The sequence below is a fragment of the Mycobacterium sp. IDUB_36 genome, from assembly GCF_055419225.1.
In genome coordinates this window covers 148,771-163,468 of record NZ_JBVAXH010000001.1, presented here as the reverse complement: position 1 = coordinate 163,468, position 14,698 = coordinate 148,771, and the positions used below count along the sequence as shown (strand labels likewise).

Sequence of the window (14,698 nt, the reverse complement as noted above, 5' to 3'; positions counted from 1 at the left end):
TCCGCAACCCTGGAACCCATCGTGAATTGGGGTCACCACCAGGTACGACTATTCGACGGGGCAGAACAAATGGCGAAGCGATCGGATAGCGCAAAGGTATGACTGAGCCAGATGCGGCGGTGTTGACGGGATTCACGGTGGCCGTGACAGCGTCACGGCGTGTGGACGAGTTCACCACGATGCTGCGGCGGCGTGGCGCCGACGTCGTATCCGCCGCTGCCATGAGCATGGTGTCGTTGGCCGACGATGTCCGGCTGCGCGCCGCCACCGACGACGTGATCGACGCACCGCCGGACATCCTGATCGCCACGACCGGCATCGGGTTCCGCGGTTGGGTCAAGACCGCCGAGGGATGGGGAGTGGCCGAGACGCTGCTCGCGTCGCTGAGCAAGGCCCGGGTGATCTCGCGTGGCCCGAAAGCCACCGGTGCGCTGCGGGCAGCGGGTCTGCGCGAAGAATGGTCGCCGGTCTCGGAGTCGTCCGAAGAGGTGCTGGCCCACCTGACCGTCGATGACCTCGACGGCAAGCGGGTGGCGGTGCAGCTGCACGGCGCCACCGATGACTGGGATCCGGTTCCCGGGTTCCTCGACACGCTCGTCGGACGAGGTGCCACCGTGGTGGGCGTGCCGGTGTATCGCTGGGAGCCGCCGGAAGATTTCGGCCCGCTCGACGGACTGATCGAAAAGGTCGCGCTCGCCGGTGTCGACGCGATCACGTTCACTTCGGCACCAGCAGCGGCGTCGTTTCTGATGCGGGCCGGGGAGCTGCGGCTCGACGAAGCCGTGCGGCGGACCATGAGCGCCTCGGTGACCGCGTTCTGCGTCGGGCCGGTGACGGCCCGGCCGCTGGACCGCGCCAACATCCCGTCGGTGCAGCCCGAGCGGATGCGGCTCGGTTCGCTGGCCCGCGCCGTCGCCGACGAGCTGCCGCGTCGCCGGCCGGACTTGGCGGTGGCCGGTCACACCTTGGGCGTGCGGGCGACCTGTGCGGTGGTCGACGGCGTCGTGCGGGATCTGTCGCCCAACTCGCTGGTACTGCTGAAAATGCTGGCCGCTTCGCCCGGCGCGGTGGTGTCGCGGGACCTGATGCTCGAAGCGCTCGGCGGCGACGACCCACACGTCGTCGAAGCCGCGGTCGCGAGGCTCCGGTCGGCGATCGGCGTCAGAGAGCTGATCGCCACCGCGGTCAAACGCGGCTACCGGCTCGCGGTCGACTTCATGCCCGACGACGTCGCGATCCCCGGATGACGGCACTTCTGGCCGCCCCCGGAATGCGGAGCCCGCGCGGCGTCGCGCCTGTTGGTCAATGACCGTTCTCACTCGTGCGTGAAGGTGGCACGAGCCCGGGCCGCCGCGAGCTGGTCGGGTGTGTCGATATCGCTGACATCGCCGACCGCGGCCCACACGGCGGTGTCCGGGATGAGATCCCGGACTCGGCGCGGGCCACTGGCGAGGGCCGCCACCAGGTCCGCTGAATTCCACACCGCGGTCAGGTACTGCGGGTGACCGCTGTCGTCGACCGCCAACGCGACCGGCGCGGCGCCGCGGGCCGCGGCCAGCGCTGCCACCGCCGAGGGCTCGATGCCGGGCAGGTCGGCCGCCAGCACCACGATGTCGGCGACGCCCGGGGGCAGCGCCGACACGCCCGTAGCCAGCGCCGCGACCGGGCCCGCACCGGGCGGATCTTCGCGCACCACAACGACTCCGGGCGGCAGCTTGCGCGGAGGACCGACCACCACGACGGGGTCGGCACCGGCGACCGCGGCCAGCGCGATGTCGAGCAACCGCCTCCCGCCTATCCGCACCTCAGGCTTGTCCACGCCGAGACGCCGCGACCTGCCACCGGCCAAGATGATGGCCCGCACCGGGGTGCTCACGAGGCGTCTCGCATATAACGCCGGTCGGTCGACATGGCATAAAGGTAAGCTGCACGACGACCGCTGCGGTTACGCGCCGATCAACTCGACCTGTCAGCGGGTGAGTCGCCGCTGTGAGGTCAGGACCGCGAGAACACCACGCAGTCGTGGCGGAGGTCTCCGCCCACCGCGGGGTCGGCTTTGCGATGCAGCAGTGCGCGTGTCGGCGTCACCCGCAGTGTCGCGGTCTCGCCTGATTCGTCGTCGTCGGTCAGCTGTGTGACGCCGTCGACGATCAGCGAGTAGCCACCGCGCTCGGCCGGTGGCCACAGCAGGGTTGCGGCACTGCGGTTTTCGACGTTGTGCCGGGTCTTGCCGCCGACCAGACCGACGATGAACAGCTGCCCGTCCAGTTCCGGTTCGACGTCGACGGTGTGCACCCGAAAGTCGTCGTCGACGGTGACGAGGTACGCGGCGTGATAGCCGGTCAGGGCTTCGGCCAACCGCTCGAAGTCGACTTTCTTGTCCACCATCGGGTCAGCGTAGGCGTCGGCAGGCGGGCGGTGGCCGCAGGCCGGTGGATAATGGCAGGCGTTGCTCCCGATGAGGATGAGGCCATGATCACGACGCTGGGTGTGCCGCTGGTGCGGCGTCGTGCCGTGGGCCCGTCGGCCTCCGCCCCCATGACGGGTCCCCTGATCGACCGCTTCGGCCGCGTCGCCACCGACCTACGGGTGTCGCTGACCGATCGCTGCAATCTGCGCTGCACCTATTGCATGCCCGCCGAGGGTCTGCAGTGGTCGGCGGCGGAGCAGTTGTTGCAGCCCGACGAGATGGTGCGCTTGCTGCGGATCGGGGTCACCCGGCTCGGCATCACGAAAGTGCGATTCACCGGTGGAGAACCGTTGCTGGCCAAGCACTGTGCGGAGGTGATCGCCGCGGCGGCGACGCTGCGACCCCGGCCGGAGCTCGCGTTGACCACCAACGGAGTGCTCCTGGCCAGGCATGCCGAGACGCTGGCCCGAATCGGCCTGGACCGGGTGAACGTCTCGCTGGACACCATGGACGGCATGCGATTCGCGGCGATCACCCGTCGCGACCGGCTGGGCGACGTGCTGAACGGTCTGGCCGCCGCGCACCGGGCCGGCCTACGCCCAGTGAAAGTCAACGCCGTACTCGACCCGCAGACCGGCCTCGACGACGCGGTGGCCCTGGTGCGGTTCTGCCTGGAACACCACTACCAGTTGCGGATCATCGAGCAGATGCCGCTGGACGCCGAGCACCAATGGAGCCGGGCGGCCGCGGTGACGGCCGATCAGGTGTTGACCCAGCTGCGACGACACGCGTTCACGCTGGAACCTGACCGCGCACCCCGTGATTCGGCGCCGGCGGAGTTGTGGCGGATCACCGATCCGGCGACCGGCCGCTCGGGAAAAGTCGGGCTCGTCGCGTCGGTGTCACAACCGTTCTGCTCGGCGTGCAACCGAACCCGGCTCACCGCCGACGGGCAGCTGCGCAGCTGCCTGTTCGCCACTGCCGAGACCGACCTGCGGGCCGTGCTGCGCAGCGGCGCCGACGACGCCTCGATCGAAGCGGCATGGCGAAATGCGATGTGGGACAAGCCCGCCGGCCATGGCATCGACGACCCGGATTTCGTGCAGCCCGCGCGGCCGATGAGTGCGATCGGCGGCTGAGATGACGGTCGAGACCACCGGGACGATCCGGGTGAGCGTGCGCTATTTCGCCGCCGCCCGGGCCGCCGCCGGGTCGGAATCCGAGCAGCTGATGCCGCGCGACGGCACCACCGTCGACGACCTGCTCGCGCAGCTCGGCGAACGTCACCCCGACCTGGCCGGGGTGCTGCCGCGGTGCTCGTTCCTCTGCGATGGGGTGGCGGTTCGCGACCGGGCTCAGCCGCTGCGGCCGGGTACCACGATCGATGTGTTGCCCCCGTTCGCCGGCGGCTGACCTAGGTGCAGTTCACCCATTCGTCGGTCCCGTCGGCGAAGACCTGGCGCTTCCAGACCGGCAGCCGCTCCTTGATCGCGTCGACGAGGTGCGCGCAGGTGGCGAAGGCCGCTTGACGATGGTCGGCCGACACCGCGACGACCAGTGCGGCGTCGCCGATCCTTAAGACTCCGATCCGGTGGCTGGCGGCGACGGCGCGCGTTTCCGGCGACTGGGCGGCGACGTCGGCGACCACCTCCGCGAGAACATCGGCCGCCGACGGGTGCGCCGAGTATTCGAGCTCGACGACCGGGCGGCCATGGTCGTGGTCGCGAATCTGGCCGACGAATCCGACCACCGCACCCGCGGCGTCCTGGCTCACCAGGTTCTGGTGTTCGCCGAGGCTGATCGGGTGATCCGTGAGCGCAGCACGCACAACGAGCGTCATCGGGGTCCCACTATATTGAGGTCTTCGCCCAAGCTCTGGTGGGAGGTGCAGGTCAAGCGTCATGCGGTCGGTCGAGGAACACCAACGGATCGTCGCGGAGCTGATCACCGCCCGTCCCGCCGTCAGCGTGGCATTGCGGGACGCCGAGCGGCGGGTGCTGGCCGAGGACGTCACCGCACCGGTGTCGTTGCCGGTGTTCGACAACTCCGCGATGGACGGGTACGCGGTCCGCGCCGACGAGGTGGCCGGGGCCTCGGCTGACCGGCCGGTGACACTGCCGGTGGCCGAGGACATCCCGGCCGGTCGCCTCGATCTGCCGCCGCTCGAGCCGGGTACCGCGCATCGCATCATGACCGGAGCTCCGGTTCCGCCCGGTGCGACAGCCGTCGTACCGGTCGAGGCCACCGACGGTCGCGTCGACTTCGTCAGCGTCACCGCGCCCGTTCCCGAGGGCAAGCACATCCGCCGGGCGGGTGAGGATGTCGAGGCGGGCAGCATCGTGTTGCGGGCCGGCCAAGTGGTCACCCCCGCGGTGATCGGCCTGGTGGCGGCACTGGGATTCCCGGAGTTGAGGGTGACCGCGCGCCAGCGCGTTTTGCTGGTCTCCACCGGGTCGGAGTTGGTGGCGCCCGGCCAAGCCCTGCGGCCCGGCCAGATCTACGAGTCCAACGCGCCCATGCTGGCCGCGGCGATCCGAGCGGCGGACGCCGACGTGGTCGCGATCGCGACGGTCAGCGACGATGTCGCGCGGTTCGTCGATGTGGTGGACCGGCATGCCGCCGACTCCGACCTGATCATCACCAGTGGCGGCATCAGCGCCGGGGCGTACGAGGTGGTGAAGGACGCGTTCGGCCGATCCGGGGATCGGGGAGTGGAATTCGCGCGGGTCGCGATGCAGCCCGGCATGCCGCAGGGCGCCGGCCGGGTGGCCGGCACGCCCATCCTGACGCTGCCCGGAAACCCGGTCAGCGCGCTGGTGTGCTTCGAGGTCTTCATTCGCGGTCCGCTGCGTGCCGCGATGGGGCTGCCCGATGTCGACCGCCCGCGGCGGCCGGCGGTGCTGGCCGAGTCGTTGACCTCGCCGGCGGGCAAGCGTCAGTTTCGGCGCGGGGTGTTCGACCCGGCTACCGGCGCGGTGAGCAGCGAGGGCCCACCCGGTTCGCACCACCTGCGATCCCTGGCGGCGGCGAACTGCCTGCTCGACATCCCTGCCGAGGTCACCGAGATGCCGGCCGGCGCCGCGGTGCAGGTCTGGGACCTGGCCTGACGACCTGTCAGAATGACACGCGTGACGTCCGACGCCGCCGCTGAACCGCCGACCGGCCGGCTGTCGCACATCGACGACCGCGGCGCGGCCCATATGGTCGATGTCACCGACAAGGGGACCACCAAGCGGGTCGCTGTCGCCGCCGGGTCGCTGCGCACCACCGCGGAGGTGGTGGAGCTGATTTCGGCAGGGGGGCTGGCCAAGGGCGACGCGCTGGCCACCGCGCGGATCGCCGGAATCCAGGCGGCCAAACGCACCAGCGAGCTGATCCCGTTGTGCCACCAGCTGGCGCTGACCGGTGTCGAGATCGAATTCGGTTTCAGCGCAACCGATGTGGACGTCACCGCGACGGTGCGCAGCACCGATCGCACCGGGGTGGAGATGGAGGCGCTGACCGCGGTGTCGGTGGCCGCGCTGACGCTCTACGACATGATCAAGGCAGTGGATCCGGCCGCCCGTATCGACGACGTCAGGGTGCTCCGCAAGGATGGCGGCCGGCACGGAACCTGGGAGCGGTGATGGCTGGGCGATCGGCACGGGTGGTGATCGCCTCGAACCGCGCGGCGGCCGGCGTGTACCAGGATCGCTGCGGCCCGTTGATCGCGGATTGGCTTGTGCAGCAGGGTTTTCCGTCGGTAGCACCGGTCGTTGTCGGCGACGGCGACCCGGTGGGCCGCGCGCTGCGGGCAGCGGTCGCCGACCGGGTCGACGTGGTGATCACCTCCGGCGGCACCGGCATCTCGCCCACCGACGACACGCCCGCCCAGACCATCGCGGTGCTCGACTACGACATCCCCGGCCTGGCAGACGAGATCCGGCGCTCCGGTCTGCCGAAGGTGCCGACGTCGATATTGTCGCGCGGCGTCTGCGGGGTGGCGGGCCGCACGCTGATCGTCAACCTGCCGGGTTCGCCGGGCGGCGTTCGCGACGGTCTCGGGGTGTTGGCCGGTGTCCTCGAGCACGCCCTGGATCAGCTTGCCGGCAAAGATCATTCGTGACGAGATCGGCGCGAACGGATTGCGTGCACCGCCCACCAGATGGCCAGCGCCCCGACCAGGGCCACCGCGAGGTTGCTCAGGAACCCGGTGACGCCGACGGCGATCGCCAACGCCCACTGCCAGCGCCCCTGTAGGTCCCTCAACAACATGATGTGCAGCAGACCTGCAACTGTCAGCAGACCGGCCAGGATCGGGACCGGGAAACCGGCCAGCGCCGCGGTCAGGGCCGCACCCATCACGAGCGCGAGGGCGATCAGTATGCCGCCCAACATGATCGGCGCACCACCACTGCGGGCGCCGAAGGTGCGGTGCGCCGTCATGCCGCCCGCGCCGTGGCAGACCGGCATTCCGCTGATCGCGCCGGCGAACAGATTCGCGATACCGATCGTGGTGGCCAATCGGCCCGGCCGAACCCGTCGGGCGGCCTCACCGAAGTAGGTGCGTGCGGTGTCGGCAGTGGCCAGGCACGAATTCGCGAATGACAGCGGTACTTGCGGCAGCACGAGGGCCACAGCCGCTGCGGCGAAGGCGGCCCGGCTCAGGTGTGGCACGTGCACCGCCGACGGGCCGAATGTGAACGTGCCGTGGAAGGCCAGCACCATCGCCAGGACGGATATCGCCAGGAACACCAACGTGATCTGGCGGCGTCGCAACAACAGGGCGACGGCGACGACCATCAGGGTCGCGCCACCCAACCACCAGATCGAGTGCCGATGATCGGCGAAGGTCTTGGGAGTGGCTGACACCAGCCGCCAGGCCAGCTGACAGAACAGCAACCCCACCGACAGCTGTATCCCGCGAATAATCGCGTGCGGGAACACCTTTGCCACCCAATCCAACAGACCCGACGCGCCGAGCACCAAGAAGAGCGCGCCCATCGACAACGCACCGGCCGCAATGTCGTCGGCGCCGAAGCCGTGCGCAATGGCGATCGCCCCGAAAGCTTTCAACGGCTGCACCGGCACCGGCAGTCGGTAGACCAGACCGGCCGCCACATAGAGCAGACCCGCGGGCAGCAACACCGCCGTCGGGGTCAGACCATTCTTGACGATCAGCGCCACCGCGATCGGAACCAGGACACCCAGATCGCCTAGGGCTCCGGCAAATTCCGGCCGATCGAACCGGAACGGAGTCGAACCGGACTCGAGCTGCGCAGGCGCTGTGCCGACCATGCCAGCACTCTAATTCAACGACCGGGCACGGGCGGCCCGCTCACGATGCGCCGAGTCCGAACGTGAGGGTGATTTCGCGCAGCCGGCGCTGGCCGCTGCCTAGGGCGCAAGCCTGATGTGACCCGGGGGCGAGGGCTGCTCGGGTGTCGGAGGCGCCGGCGCGCCACCCTCAGCACCGCCGCCGGGCACCACCGGGGCGGGGGCCTCGGGCTCGGGTGCCGGCGCGGCGGGCGGCTGCGGCTCCGTCCGCTGGGGCGGAGGTTGTGACGGAGCAGTCTGCACCCGGCGCGGCGGCGGTGCCGGATCTTGCCTGGGCTGCGGCGCGATTTCTTGAGGCACCACCGGTTGGGCCGGCACCGGCAACGGCTTTGTCGGTGCGATATCGCCGGCGTGAACGGGTCCGCTCAGCGAGACCAGCTGAATATGCGGCCGCGCCCCAGGGCCGATGCTGATGGAGGCGATCTTGCCCCTGTCGTACGGGCAGTACGCCTCGACCGAAGCGTTGATGAATTGGGTGATGGTTCGTGTGATGCGATCTTGAGGTTGCAGGCGGGCGAGGGGATTTTCGTTGAACCCGTTGTTACGAATCAATTCGACCAATTCGCCCGCCGGCATGCCTTCGTCCAGTTTGGCGCACACCTTTTTGGCGGTGCCGATCAAACTGTTCGCATTGTCCACGGGCGGAATCTCCTTCTGGCCAAGGAGATCGAAGAACTTCTGGTCCTGGTCAGGATCGGCCATCGCGGTCCGGCACGGCGCAACGGCGACCGTGGCTACGAGCGCGACGGCGGCGACCGCGGCGGGGACGTACCGGTTGATGGCGGAAAACATGGCCCAGTTTCTATTCTGCCGAGAATGCCGAAGAGCCTTGATTTCAAATGTAGCCTGCACCGATCAATTTGGCAGGCCGACCGGATCCGGTACCGAAGTGGTCCGCCGAGCGTGCTGCCACGCGATTAACCAGGCCGCTGATCGCAGACCATGCACGCTCGGCGAAGTTCGAGTGTTCTCAGACCACCGCCCGGACGTCCTGCGCGGCGATCTCACCGGCAAGCGGCGCGATCGCATGCAGGATCTCGGTGATGGTGTCGGGGTGCAATCCGGCGGCACACAGCGAGTCGGCCAGATGTGCGGCCACCATCGCGAAGTGATGCATGGTGATCCCGCGGCCCTCGTGGACCTGTCGCATCGACGAACCGGTGTAGGGCCCGGGCCCGCCGAGGACAGCGCCGAGGAACTCGACCTGGCGGGCCTTCACGCACCTCATGTCCGAACCGGCGTAGAAGCCGGCCAGGTGATCGTCGTCCAGCACCCGGCAGTAGAAGTCCTCGACAACGACCTCCAAAGCGTCGTGACCGCCGAGCTTCGCGTACAGCGACACCGTCCCGGGCCGGCGAAAGCGGGTGAGCATTCCCATGCTGGTCAGGACACCATGGGGGAATTGCCCAACCGTTAGCGTGCCGTCACAACGCGATTACCCGGCGTAACAACCGGATTGCCGTAGAACCGCCTGAACTTCGCGGCGGTGTAGCAGACTCGGTGCAAGTCCAGGGCAGTCACCACGGAAAGCGTGCCATCAATGAATTTGGGTGATCTGACCGGTTTCGTCGAGAAGCCGATCGCCGCGGTGTCCAACCTCGTCAACACCCCGAATGCGGCAGGCCGCTACCGGCCCTTCTACCTGCGCAATCTGCTCGACGCGGTGCAGGGCCGCACCTTGCCCGACGCCGTCGAGGGCACGATCACGTTGATCACTGGCGGGTCCTCGGGAATCGGCGAGGCCGCGGCCAAGAAGATCGCCGAGGCCGGCGGTGAGGTGGTGCTCGTTGCGCGGACCCGGGAGAACCTCGACAAGGTCGCCGACGACATCCGCAGCAGCGGCGGCACGGCGCACGTCTATCCCTGCGACCTGACCGACATGGACGCCATCGGCGCGATGGCCGACGAAGTGCTCGCCGATCTCGGCGGCGTCGACATGCTGATCAACAACGCCGGACGGTCCATCCGGCGATCGTTGGAGCTGTCGTACGACCGCATCCACGACTACCAGCGCACCATGCAGTTGAACTACCTCGGCGCGGTGCAGCTGATCCTGAAGTTCATCCCGGGTATGCGTGAACGCGGATTCGGCCAGATCATCAACGTGTCCTCGGTCGGCGTGCAGACGCGGGCGCCACGGTTCGGCGCCTACATCGCCAGCAAGGCCGCCCTCGACAGCCTCTGCGACGCACTGCAGGCCGAGGTGGTCGACGAGGACATCAAATTCACCACAGTGCACATGGCGCTGGTCCGGACGCCGATGATCAGCCCGACGAAGATGTACGACAAGTTCCCGGCGCTGACTCCGGACCAGGCGGCCGGGGTGATCACCGATGCGATCGTGCAGCGGCCCCGGCGGGCCAGCTCACCGCTCGGGCAGCTGGCCGCCGTCGCCGACGCGGTCAACCCGGCGGTGATGGACCGGGTCCGTAACCGGGCGTTCAGCATGTTCGGTGACTCGTCGGCCGCCAAGGGTGACGAATCCAGCAGCAACGCAACAACATTCGATGGCAGAAGCGAGACCTTCGTGCGGGCCACCCGCGGAATTCATTGGTGAGGCGATCATGAGTCTTCCGAAACCGACCAACCAGGCGCCCGTCGTCATCACCGGAGCCTCCTCGGGTATCGGCACCGAGTTGGCGCGGGGGCTGGCCCGGCGCGGCTACCCGCTGGTGCTGGTGGCACGTCGCAAGGAACGTCTGGACGAGCTCGCCGACGAGGTGGGTTCGCAATACTCCGTCAGTGCCGAGGTGCAGCCCCTCGACCTGTCCGATGCTGAAGCGCGCCAACAACTTTCCGAGCTTCTTCGCGGCGAGCCGATCGCCGGTCTGTGTAACAGCGCGGGTTTCGGTACCAGCGGAGTCTTTCAGGACCTGCCGATCGACCGGGAGAGCGAAGAGGTGGTGCTGAATTCGCTGACCCTGATGGAGCTCACCCATGCCGCGTTGCCCGGCATGGTCGAGCGGGGGGCCGGGGCGGTACTCAACATCGCCTCGATCGCCGGCTTCCAGCCGATGCCGTACATGGCCGTCTACTCGGCGACCAAGGCTTTCGTGCAGACCTTCTCGGAGGCCGTCCACGAGGAGCTGAGCGGGACGGGTGTGTCGGTGACGGTGCTGTGCCCGGGACCGGTGCCGACGGAGTGGGGTGAGATCGCCAACGCCGAGCGCTTCAGCATCCCGATCGCCCAGGTGTCGCCGCATGATGTCGCCGAGGCGGCCATCGCCGGAATGGTCGAGGGCAAGCGCAGCGTGGTTCCCGGCATCGTGCCCAAAGCCGTGAGTATCGGCGGCCGGTACATGCCGCGCACTCTGCTGCTGCCCGGGCTGCGGATCGGCAACCGCTTGCGCGGCGGCCCGAGTCGCTAGCGCGTCGTCGTCCCGCCGAGGCCACCGTGGCCGGTGCGACTCGGCCGCTAAGCTCACCCGATGGCCAAAGTCGACGTCACGGCCGATGTCCCGATGCGCCCGCAGGACATGTGGGACCACGTCTCCGACCTGTCCCAGCTGGGCGAGTGGTTGACCATGCACGAGGGGTGGCGCAGCGAGCTGCCGGACGAGCTCGGGGAAGGCACCGAGATCGTCGGCGTGGCTCGCGCCAAGGGTTTCCGCAACCGGGTGACATGGACGGTCACCACCTGGGAGCCACCGAACCGGATCGCGTTGTCGGGATCGGGCAAGGGCGGCGCGAAGTACACCGTCACCCTCAGCGTCTCGCCCACCGAAACGGGCTCGAAGCTGGGGATACGCCTCGATTTGGGCGGGCGGGCGCTGTTCGGGCCGGTGGGTGCGACCGCGGCCCGCGCCGTCAAAGGCGACGTGGAGAAATCGCTGAAGCAGTTCGTCGAGCTGTACGGCTAGCCCGTCGCCGCGGGTCGCCGCGAACTCACCTGGCCCGAAGGGCCGACATCCACAGCCAACGGCGGTAGCCTGACCGGGTGTTACGGGGGGCTCGTAGAGCGACGGTGGCCGACGGCATCGGTGTCTTCGGCTGGATCGGCGTGTGCGTACGACGCTGGCCCTGGGCGGTCATCGGATTCTGGATCGCGCTGACGGCAGTGCTGTCGGTGACGTTCCCGTCGCTGACCGAGATGGCCGCCAAGCGGCCGGTGCCGATTCTGCCGTCTGACGCTCCGGTGCTGGAGACGACCCGTCAGATCTCCGAGGCTTTCCACCAGTCCGGTTCGGAGAACGAGAACGTGCTGCTGGTCGTCCTGACCGACGACAACGGGCTCAACCCGTCCGATCTGAGCACCTACCGCACGCTGGCCACCAATCTGCGACCGGACACCCGCGACATCGTCATGTTGCAGGACTTCGTCCGCACTCCGGCGCTGCGCGAGGCGATGACCAGTAAGGACCACAAAGCCTGGTATCTGCCGATGGTGTTGTCCGGCGGAGTCGGCACACCCGAGCTGCACGAGGGGTTCGGCCGGGTCGCCGAGATCGTCAAGAAGTCCGTCGCCGGGTCGACGCTGACCGCGCACCTGACCGGTCCCGCGGCTACCGGCGACGACCTGATGTACATCGGCATCCGCGACATGCACGTCATCGAGACCGCGGTCGTGGTGATGGTTCTGGTCATCCTCTTCGTCATCTACCGCAATTTCCTGACCATGATGCTGCCGCTGATCACGATCGGCGTCTCGGTAGGTGTCGCGCAGGCATTGGTCTCCGGTGTCGCCCAACTCGGCCTGGGCGTCTCCACCCAGACCATCACGCTGATGACGACGATGATGTTCGGCGCGGGAATCGACTACGCGGTCTTCTTGATCAGCCGATATCACGACTATCTGCGGCAGGGTCTGGACTCCGACGAAGCCGTCGCGAAGGCGCTGACGTCGATCGGCAAGGTCATCGCCGGGTCTGCCGCGACGGTGGCGGTCACCTTCCTGGGGATGATCTTCACCAAGCTGGGAGCGTTCCGAAACGTCGGGCCGGCGTTGGCGATCTCCATCGCGGTGGCGCTATGTGCGGCCGTGACGTTCCTGCCGGCGCTGATGGTCCTCGCCGGAAGACGGAATTGGATCAAGCCGCGGCGCGATCTCACCGGCCACTTCTGGCGGGTGACCGGAGTCCGCCTCGTCCGCAAGCCGGTGATCCATCTGGCCGGCAGCCTCACGGTGCTGCTGATCCTGGCCGGCTGCGCAATGTTCGCCCGATTCAACTACGACGACAGCAAGACCCTGCCGAAAACGGTCGAAAGTGCCGTCGGCTACGCCACTCTGGCGGAACACTTTCCGCTGAACGCGACTATTCCCGAGTATCTCGTCGTCCAGTCGACCGAAGACCTCCGCAAGCGTCCCGCGCTCGTCGAGCTGAAGCAGATGGAGCAGCGGGTCAGCCAGTTGCCGGACATCGCCGCGATCAGGCCCGCTCCGGTGCCGTCGGCGAAATCGGACGACAAGAAGCACGCGGCCGACGGTGGCCTACTGCCCCGGCGCGACAAGGGCAGCCAGGGCGGCAACAAGGATCTCGAGGGCGCGGAAGGGTTCCCGAACGTCGCGGCGCTGTTGTATTCGGTGTCCAGCTCCGGAAACGTCGATCTCACACCGGATCTCAGTAGCCTCGACCTGCCGCCCGGGGTGACCCTGCCGACCGCGCCGCCGGCTCCGGAGAAGCCGCTCGACGACACCAAGACGTTCATCGACACCGTGCGTGGACTCGGCTTTGCGATGTCGGTCGACATCGCCGAGATCGCGAACACCGTCGGCGCCACCCCGGTGACGGTGCTCGACGTCGTCGCGACCGCGAACCGCGACGGCGGCGCGCTGAAGAAGATGTCCGAGTTCGCCGAGCAGCTGTCGTCGTTTCCCGACGAGCCCTCCATCGAAGCGTCGTCGCGCGAAGTCCGCCGGATCGTCGAGAACGCCCGCACCGAGCTGCGCACGTTGAGCAACGACGGCCCCGGCAATGCCGGCAGCGCCCCGCCGGCGAAGGACGCGCACACCTACGCCGAGGCGATCCAGCAGATGATCGACGAGGTCAAGGCGCTGATCAAAGACACCTCGCAGACCGGGGGAGGTCTGAACAGCGCGCTGACCGCGTTCATCTCTCCGGACGGGCACACCGCGCGCTACCTCGTTCAGACCAACCTGAACCCGTTCGCGACCGAGGCGTTCAGCCAGATTCGCCAGATCACCGACGCGGCCCGCGGGCCACATCCCCGCCCGATGATGAAAGAGGCGTCGATCTCCGCGTCGGGTGTCACCGCGATGCTCCGCGACACCCGCGCCTACTACGGCGACGACATCAATCTCATCATCGTGATGACCATCCTGATCGTGTTCTTCATCCTGGTGGCGATACTGCGTGCCGTGGTGGCACCGTTGTATCTGATTGCGTCCGTGGTGCTCTCGTATCTCTCGGCGCTGGGCATCGGCGTGATCGTCTTCCAGTTCATCCTCGGTCAGTCGCTGACGTGGAGCATCCCGGGCCTGACCTTCATCGTGCTGGTCGCGATGGGCGCCGACTACAACCTGCTGCTGATCTCGAGGCTGCGCGAGGAGTCCCCGCACGGGATCCGCTCCGGTGTCATCCAGACCGTGCGCTCGACCGGCGGTGTGATCACCGCGGCCGGCGTCATCTTCGCCGCCTCGATGTTCGGCATGCTGTTCGCCAGCATCAGCACCTTGGTGCAGTGCGGTTTCATCATCGGAGTCGGGCTGCTGCTGGACACCTTTTTGGTGCGCACCATCACCGTGCCCGCGGTCGCGGTGCTGGTCGGCAAATGGAACTGGTGGCCCTCCAAGCCGCCGCAGCCCGCGCCGCGCGAGCGGGCGCCCAAGCCGGAGCCGCAGCCGGTGTCGCCGCCGGAGTCGCTCGACGACTCCACCGACGGGACCGTATCGAACGGCAAGCACGCCGCCAGCGACACCGAAACCGTCGCGCTGCGCTCGTAAATGTCCTTCGGCGGCACGACACACTCCGCGACACGCCGGGTGCGCGTCGGTGTCCGGTCATAGACTGGCGT

16 protein-coding genes are annotated in these 14,698 nt (G+C 68.2%); 10 read left to right on the top strand and 6 right to left on the bottom strand.

Annotated features, from left to right (window positions below):
• The first annotated feature begins 98 nt into the window (after positions 1 to 98).
• The gene (locus tag ACZYW1_RS00740; protein ID WP_463782440.1) at positions 99 to 1,247 is read left to right on the top strand and encodes a uroporphyrinogen-III synthase; all 1,149 of its coding nucleotides are present in this window, start codon (positions 99 to 101) and stop codon (positions 1,245 to 1,247) included.
• A gap of 68 nt (positions 1,248 to 1,315) precedes the next feature.
• Here the strand turns inward: ACZYW1_RS00740 and mobA are convergent, their stop codons facing one another.
• Positions 1,316 to 1,876, bottom strand: a complete 561-nt coding sequence (gene mobA, locus ACZYW1_RS00735) for a molybdenum cofactor guanylyltransferase (RefSeq protein ID WP_463782438.1) — start codon at positions 1,874 to 1,876, stop codon at positions 1,316 to 1,318.
• 119 nt (positions 1,877 to 1,995) lie between these two features.
• Positions 1,996 to 2,388, bottom strand: coding sequence for a pyridoxamine 5'-phosphate oxidase family protein (locus ACZYW1_RS00730; RefSeq protein WP_463782437.1), 393 nt, complete (start codon positions 2,386 to 2,388; stop codon positions 1,996 to 1,998).
• An 84-nt stretch (positions 2,389 to 2,472) separates the two neighbouring features.
• Between ACZYW1_RS00730 and moaA the strand changes: the two genes are divergently transcribed.
• On the top strand, positions 2,473 to 3,549 hold the full coding sequence (moaA, locus tag ACZYW1_RS00725) for a GTP 3',8-cyclase MoaA (protein ID WP_463782435.1): 1,077 nt from the start codon (positions 2,473 to 2,475) through the stop codon (positions 3,547 to 3,549).
• Between the two features lies 1 nt (position 3,550).
• The gene (locus tag ACZYW1_RS00720) at positions 3,551 to 3,823 is read left to right on the top strand and encodes a MoaD/ThiS family protein (protein WP_463782434.1); all 273 of its coding nucleotides are present in this window, start codon (positions 3,551 to 3,553) and stop codon (positions 3,821 to 3,823) included.
• Between the two features lies 1 nt (position 3,824).
• Here ACZYW1_RS00720 and ACZYW1_RS00715 read toward each other — a convergent pair whose 3' ends face one another.
• The gene (locus ACZYW1_RS00715) at positions 3,825 to 4,250 is read right to left on the bottom strand and encodes a molybdenum cofactor biosynthesis protein MoaE (RefSeq protein WP_463782431.1); all 426 of its coding nucleotides are present in this window, start codon (positions 4,248 to 4,250) and stop codon (positions 3,825 to 3,827) included.
• 61 nt (positions 4,251 to 4,311) lie between these two features.
• Between ACZYW1_RS00715 and moeA the strand changes: the two genes are divergently transcribed.
• The 3 genes from moeA to ACZYW1_RS00700 are packed head-to-tail and all read left to right on the top strand — an operon-like array spanning position 4,312 to position 6,515.
• Positions 4,312 to 5,517, top strand: a complete 1,206-nt coding sequence (gene moeA / locus ACZYW1_RS00710; RefSeq protein ID WP_463782430.1) for a molybdopterin molybdotransferase MoeA — start codon at positions 4,312 to 4,314, stop codon at positions 5,515 to 5,517.
• A 12-nt stretch (positions 5,518 to 5,529) separates the two neighbouring features.
• Positions 5,530 to 6,036: a cyclic pyranopterin monophosphate synthase MoaC gene (moaC, locus tag ACZYW1_RS00705; RefSeq protein ID WP_463782428.1), complete on the top strand. Its 507-nt coding sequence runs from the start codon at positions 5,530 to 5,532 to the stop codon at positions 6,034 to 6,036.
• Positions 6,036 to 6,515, top strand: a complete 480-nt coding sequence (locus tag ACZYW1_RS00700) for a MogA/MoaB family molybdenum cofactor biosynthesis protein (RefSeq protein WP_463782427.1) — start codon at positions 6,036 to 6,038, stop codon at positions 6,513 to 6,515. Before moaC ends, ACZYW1_RS00700 begins: the two co-directional genes overlap by 1 nt.
• On the opposite strand, the gene ACZYW1_RS00695 is transcribed toward ACZYW1_RS00700, so the two are convergent.
• From ACZYW1_RS00695 to ACZYW1_RS00685, 3 genes are all read right to left on the bottom strand, one after another.
• Entirely contained in the window at positions 6,506 to 7,687 is a 1,182-nt protein-coding gene (locus ACZYW1_RS00695; protein ID WP_463782426.1) for a putative sulfate/molybdate transporter, read from the bottom strand. The genes ACZYW1_RS00700 and ACZYW1_RS00695 overlap by 10 nt on opposite strands.
• 99 nt (positions 7,688 to 7,786) lie before the next feature.
• Positions 7,787 to 8,518, bottom strand: coding sequence for a DUF732 domain-containing protein (locus ACZYW1_RS00690; RefSeq protein ID WP_463782424.1), 732 nt, complete (start codon positions 8,516 to 8,518; stop codon positions 7,787 to 7,789).
• Positions 8,519 to 8,696: 178 nt separating this feature from the next.
• Complete coding sequence (locus ACZYW1_RS00685; RefSeq protein ID WP_463782423.1) at positions 8,697 to 9,104, bottom strand: group I truncated hemoglobin; 408 nt, start codon at positions 9,102 to 9,104, stop codon at positions 8,697 to 8,699.
• Positions 9,105 to 9,266: 162 nt separating this feature from the next.
• Between ACZYW1_RS00685 and ACZYW1_RS00680 the strand changes: the two genes are divergently transcribed.
• The 4 genes from ACZYW1_RS00680 to ACZYW1_RS00665 all read left to right on the top strand — a co-directional run bounded on the left by ACZYW1_RS00680 (position 9,267) and on the right by ACZYW1_RS00665 (position 14,627).
• Positions 9,267 to 10,283 (top strand): SDR family NAD(P)-dependent oxidoreductase, encoded by a 1,017-nt coding sequence (locus ACZYW1_RS00680; protein ID WP_463782421.1) that lies wholly within the window; start codon positions 9,267 to 9,269, stop codon positions 10,281 to 10,283.
• 7 nt (positions 10,284 to 10,290) lie between these two features.
• Positions 10,291 to 11,094 (top strand): SDR family NAD(P)-dependent oxidoreductase, encoded by an 804-nt coding sequence (locus ACZYW1_RS00675; protein WP_463782420.1) that lies wholly within the window; start codon positions 10,291 to 10,293, stop codon positions 11,092 to 11,094.
• Between the two features lie 60 nt (positions 11,095 to 11,154).
• Positions 11,155 to 11,586, top strand: a complete 432-nt coding sequence (locus ACZYW1_RS00670; protein WP_463782418.1) for a type II toxin-antitoxin system Rv0910 family toxin — start codon at positions 11,155 to 11,157, stop codon at positions 11,584 to 11,586.
• Between the two features lie 104 nt (positions 11,587 to 11,690).
• On the top strand, positions 11,691 to 14,627 hold the full coding sequence (locus tag ACZYW1_RS00665) for an MMPL/RND family transporter (RefSeq protein ID WP_463782417.1): 2,937 nt from the start codon (positions 11,691 to 11,693) through the stop codon (positions 14,625 to 14,627).
• The last annotated feature ends 71 nt before the right edge of the window (positions 14,628 to 14,698 follow it).

Bases quoted from the DNA above. Each gene is read 5' to 3' on its own strand.
- ACZYW1_RS00680 (WP_463782421.1), top strand. From the start codon at position 9,267: ATGAATTTGGGTGATCTGACCGGTTTCGTCGAGAAGCCGATCGCCGCG.
- moaA (WP_463782435.1), top strand. From the start codon at position 2,473: ATGATCACGACGCTGGGTGTGCCGCTGGTGCGGCGTCGTGCCGTGGGC.
- moaC (WP_463782428.1), top strand. From the start codon at position 5,530: ATGACACGCGTGACGTCCGACGCCGCCGCTGAACCGCCGACCGGCCGG.
- ACZYW1_RS00700 (WP_463782427.1), top strand. From the start codon at position 6,036: ATGGCTGGGCGATCGGCACGGGTGGTGATCGCCTCGAACCGCGCGGCG.
- ACZYW1_RS00675 (WP_463782420.1), top strand. From the start codon at position 10,291: ATGAGTCTTCCGAAACCGACCAACCAGGCGCCCGTCGTCATCACCGGA.
- ACZYW1_RS00720 (WP_463782434.1), top strand. From the start codon at position 3,551: ATGACGGTCGAGACCACCGGGACGATCCGGGTGAGCGTGCGCTATTTC.
- ACZYW1_RS00685 (WP_463782423.1), bottom strand. From the start codon at position 9,104: ATGGGAATGCTCACCCGCTTTCGCCGGCCCGGGACGGTGTCGCTGTAC.
- ACZYW1_RS00715 (WP_463782431.1), bottom strand. From the start codon at position 4,250: ATGACGCTCGTTGTGCGTGCTGCGCTCACGGATCACCCGATCAGCCTC.
- ACZYW1_RS00690 (WP_463782424.1), bottom strand. From the start codon at position 8,518: ATGTTTTCCGCCATCAACCGGTACGTCCCCGCCGCGGTCGCCGCCGTC.
- ACZYW1_RS00695 (WP_463782426.1), bottom strand. From the start codon at position 7,687: ATGGTCGGCACAGCGCCTGCGCAGCTCGAGTCCGGTTCGACTCCGTTC.
- moeA (WP_463782430.1), top strand. From the start codon at position 4,312: ATGCGGTCGGTCGAGGAACACCAACGGATCGTCGCGGAGCTGATCACC.
- ACZYW1_RS00740 (WP_463782440.1), top strand. From the start codon at position 99: ATGACTGAGCCAGATGCGGCGGTGTTGACGGGATTCACGGTGGCCGTG.
- ACZYW1_RS00730 (WP_463782437.1), bottom strand. From the start codon at position 2,388: ATGGTGGACAAGAAAGTCGACTTCGAGCGGTTGGCCGAAGCCCTGACC.
- ACZYW1_RS00670 (WP_463782418.1), top strand. From the start codon at position 11,155: ATGGCCAAAGTCGACGTCACGGCCGATGTCCCGATGCGCCCGCAGGAC.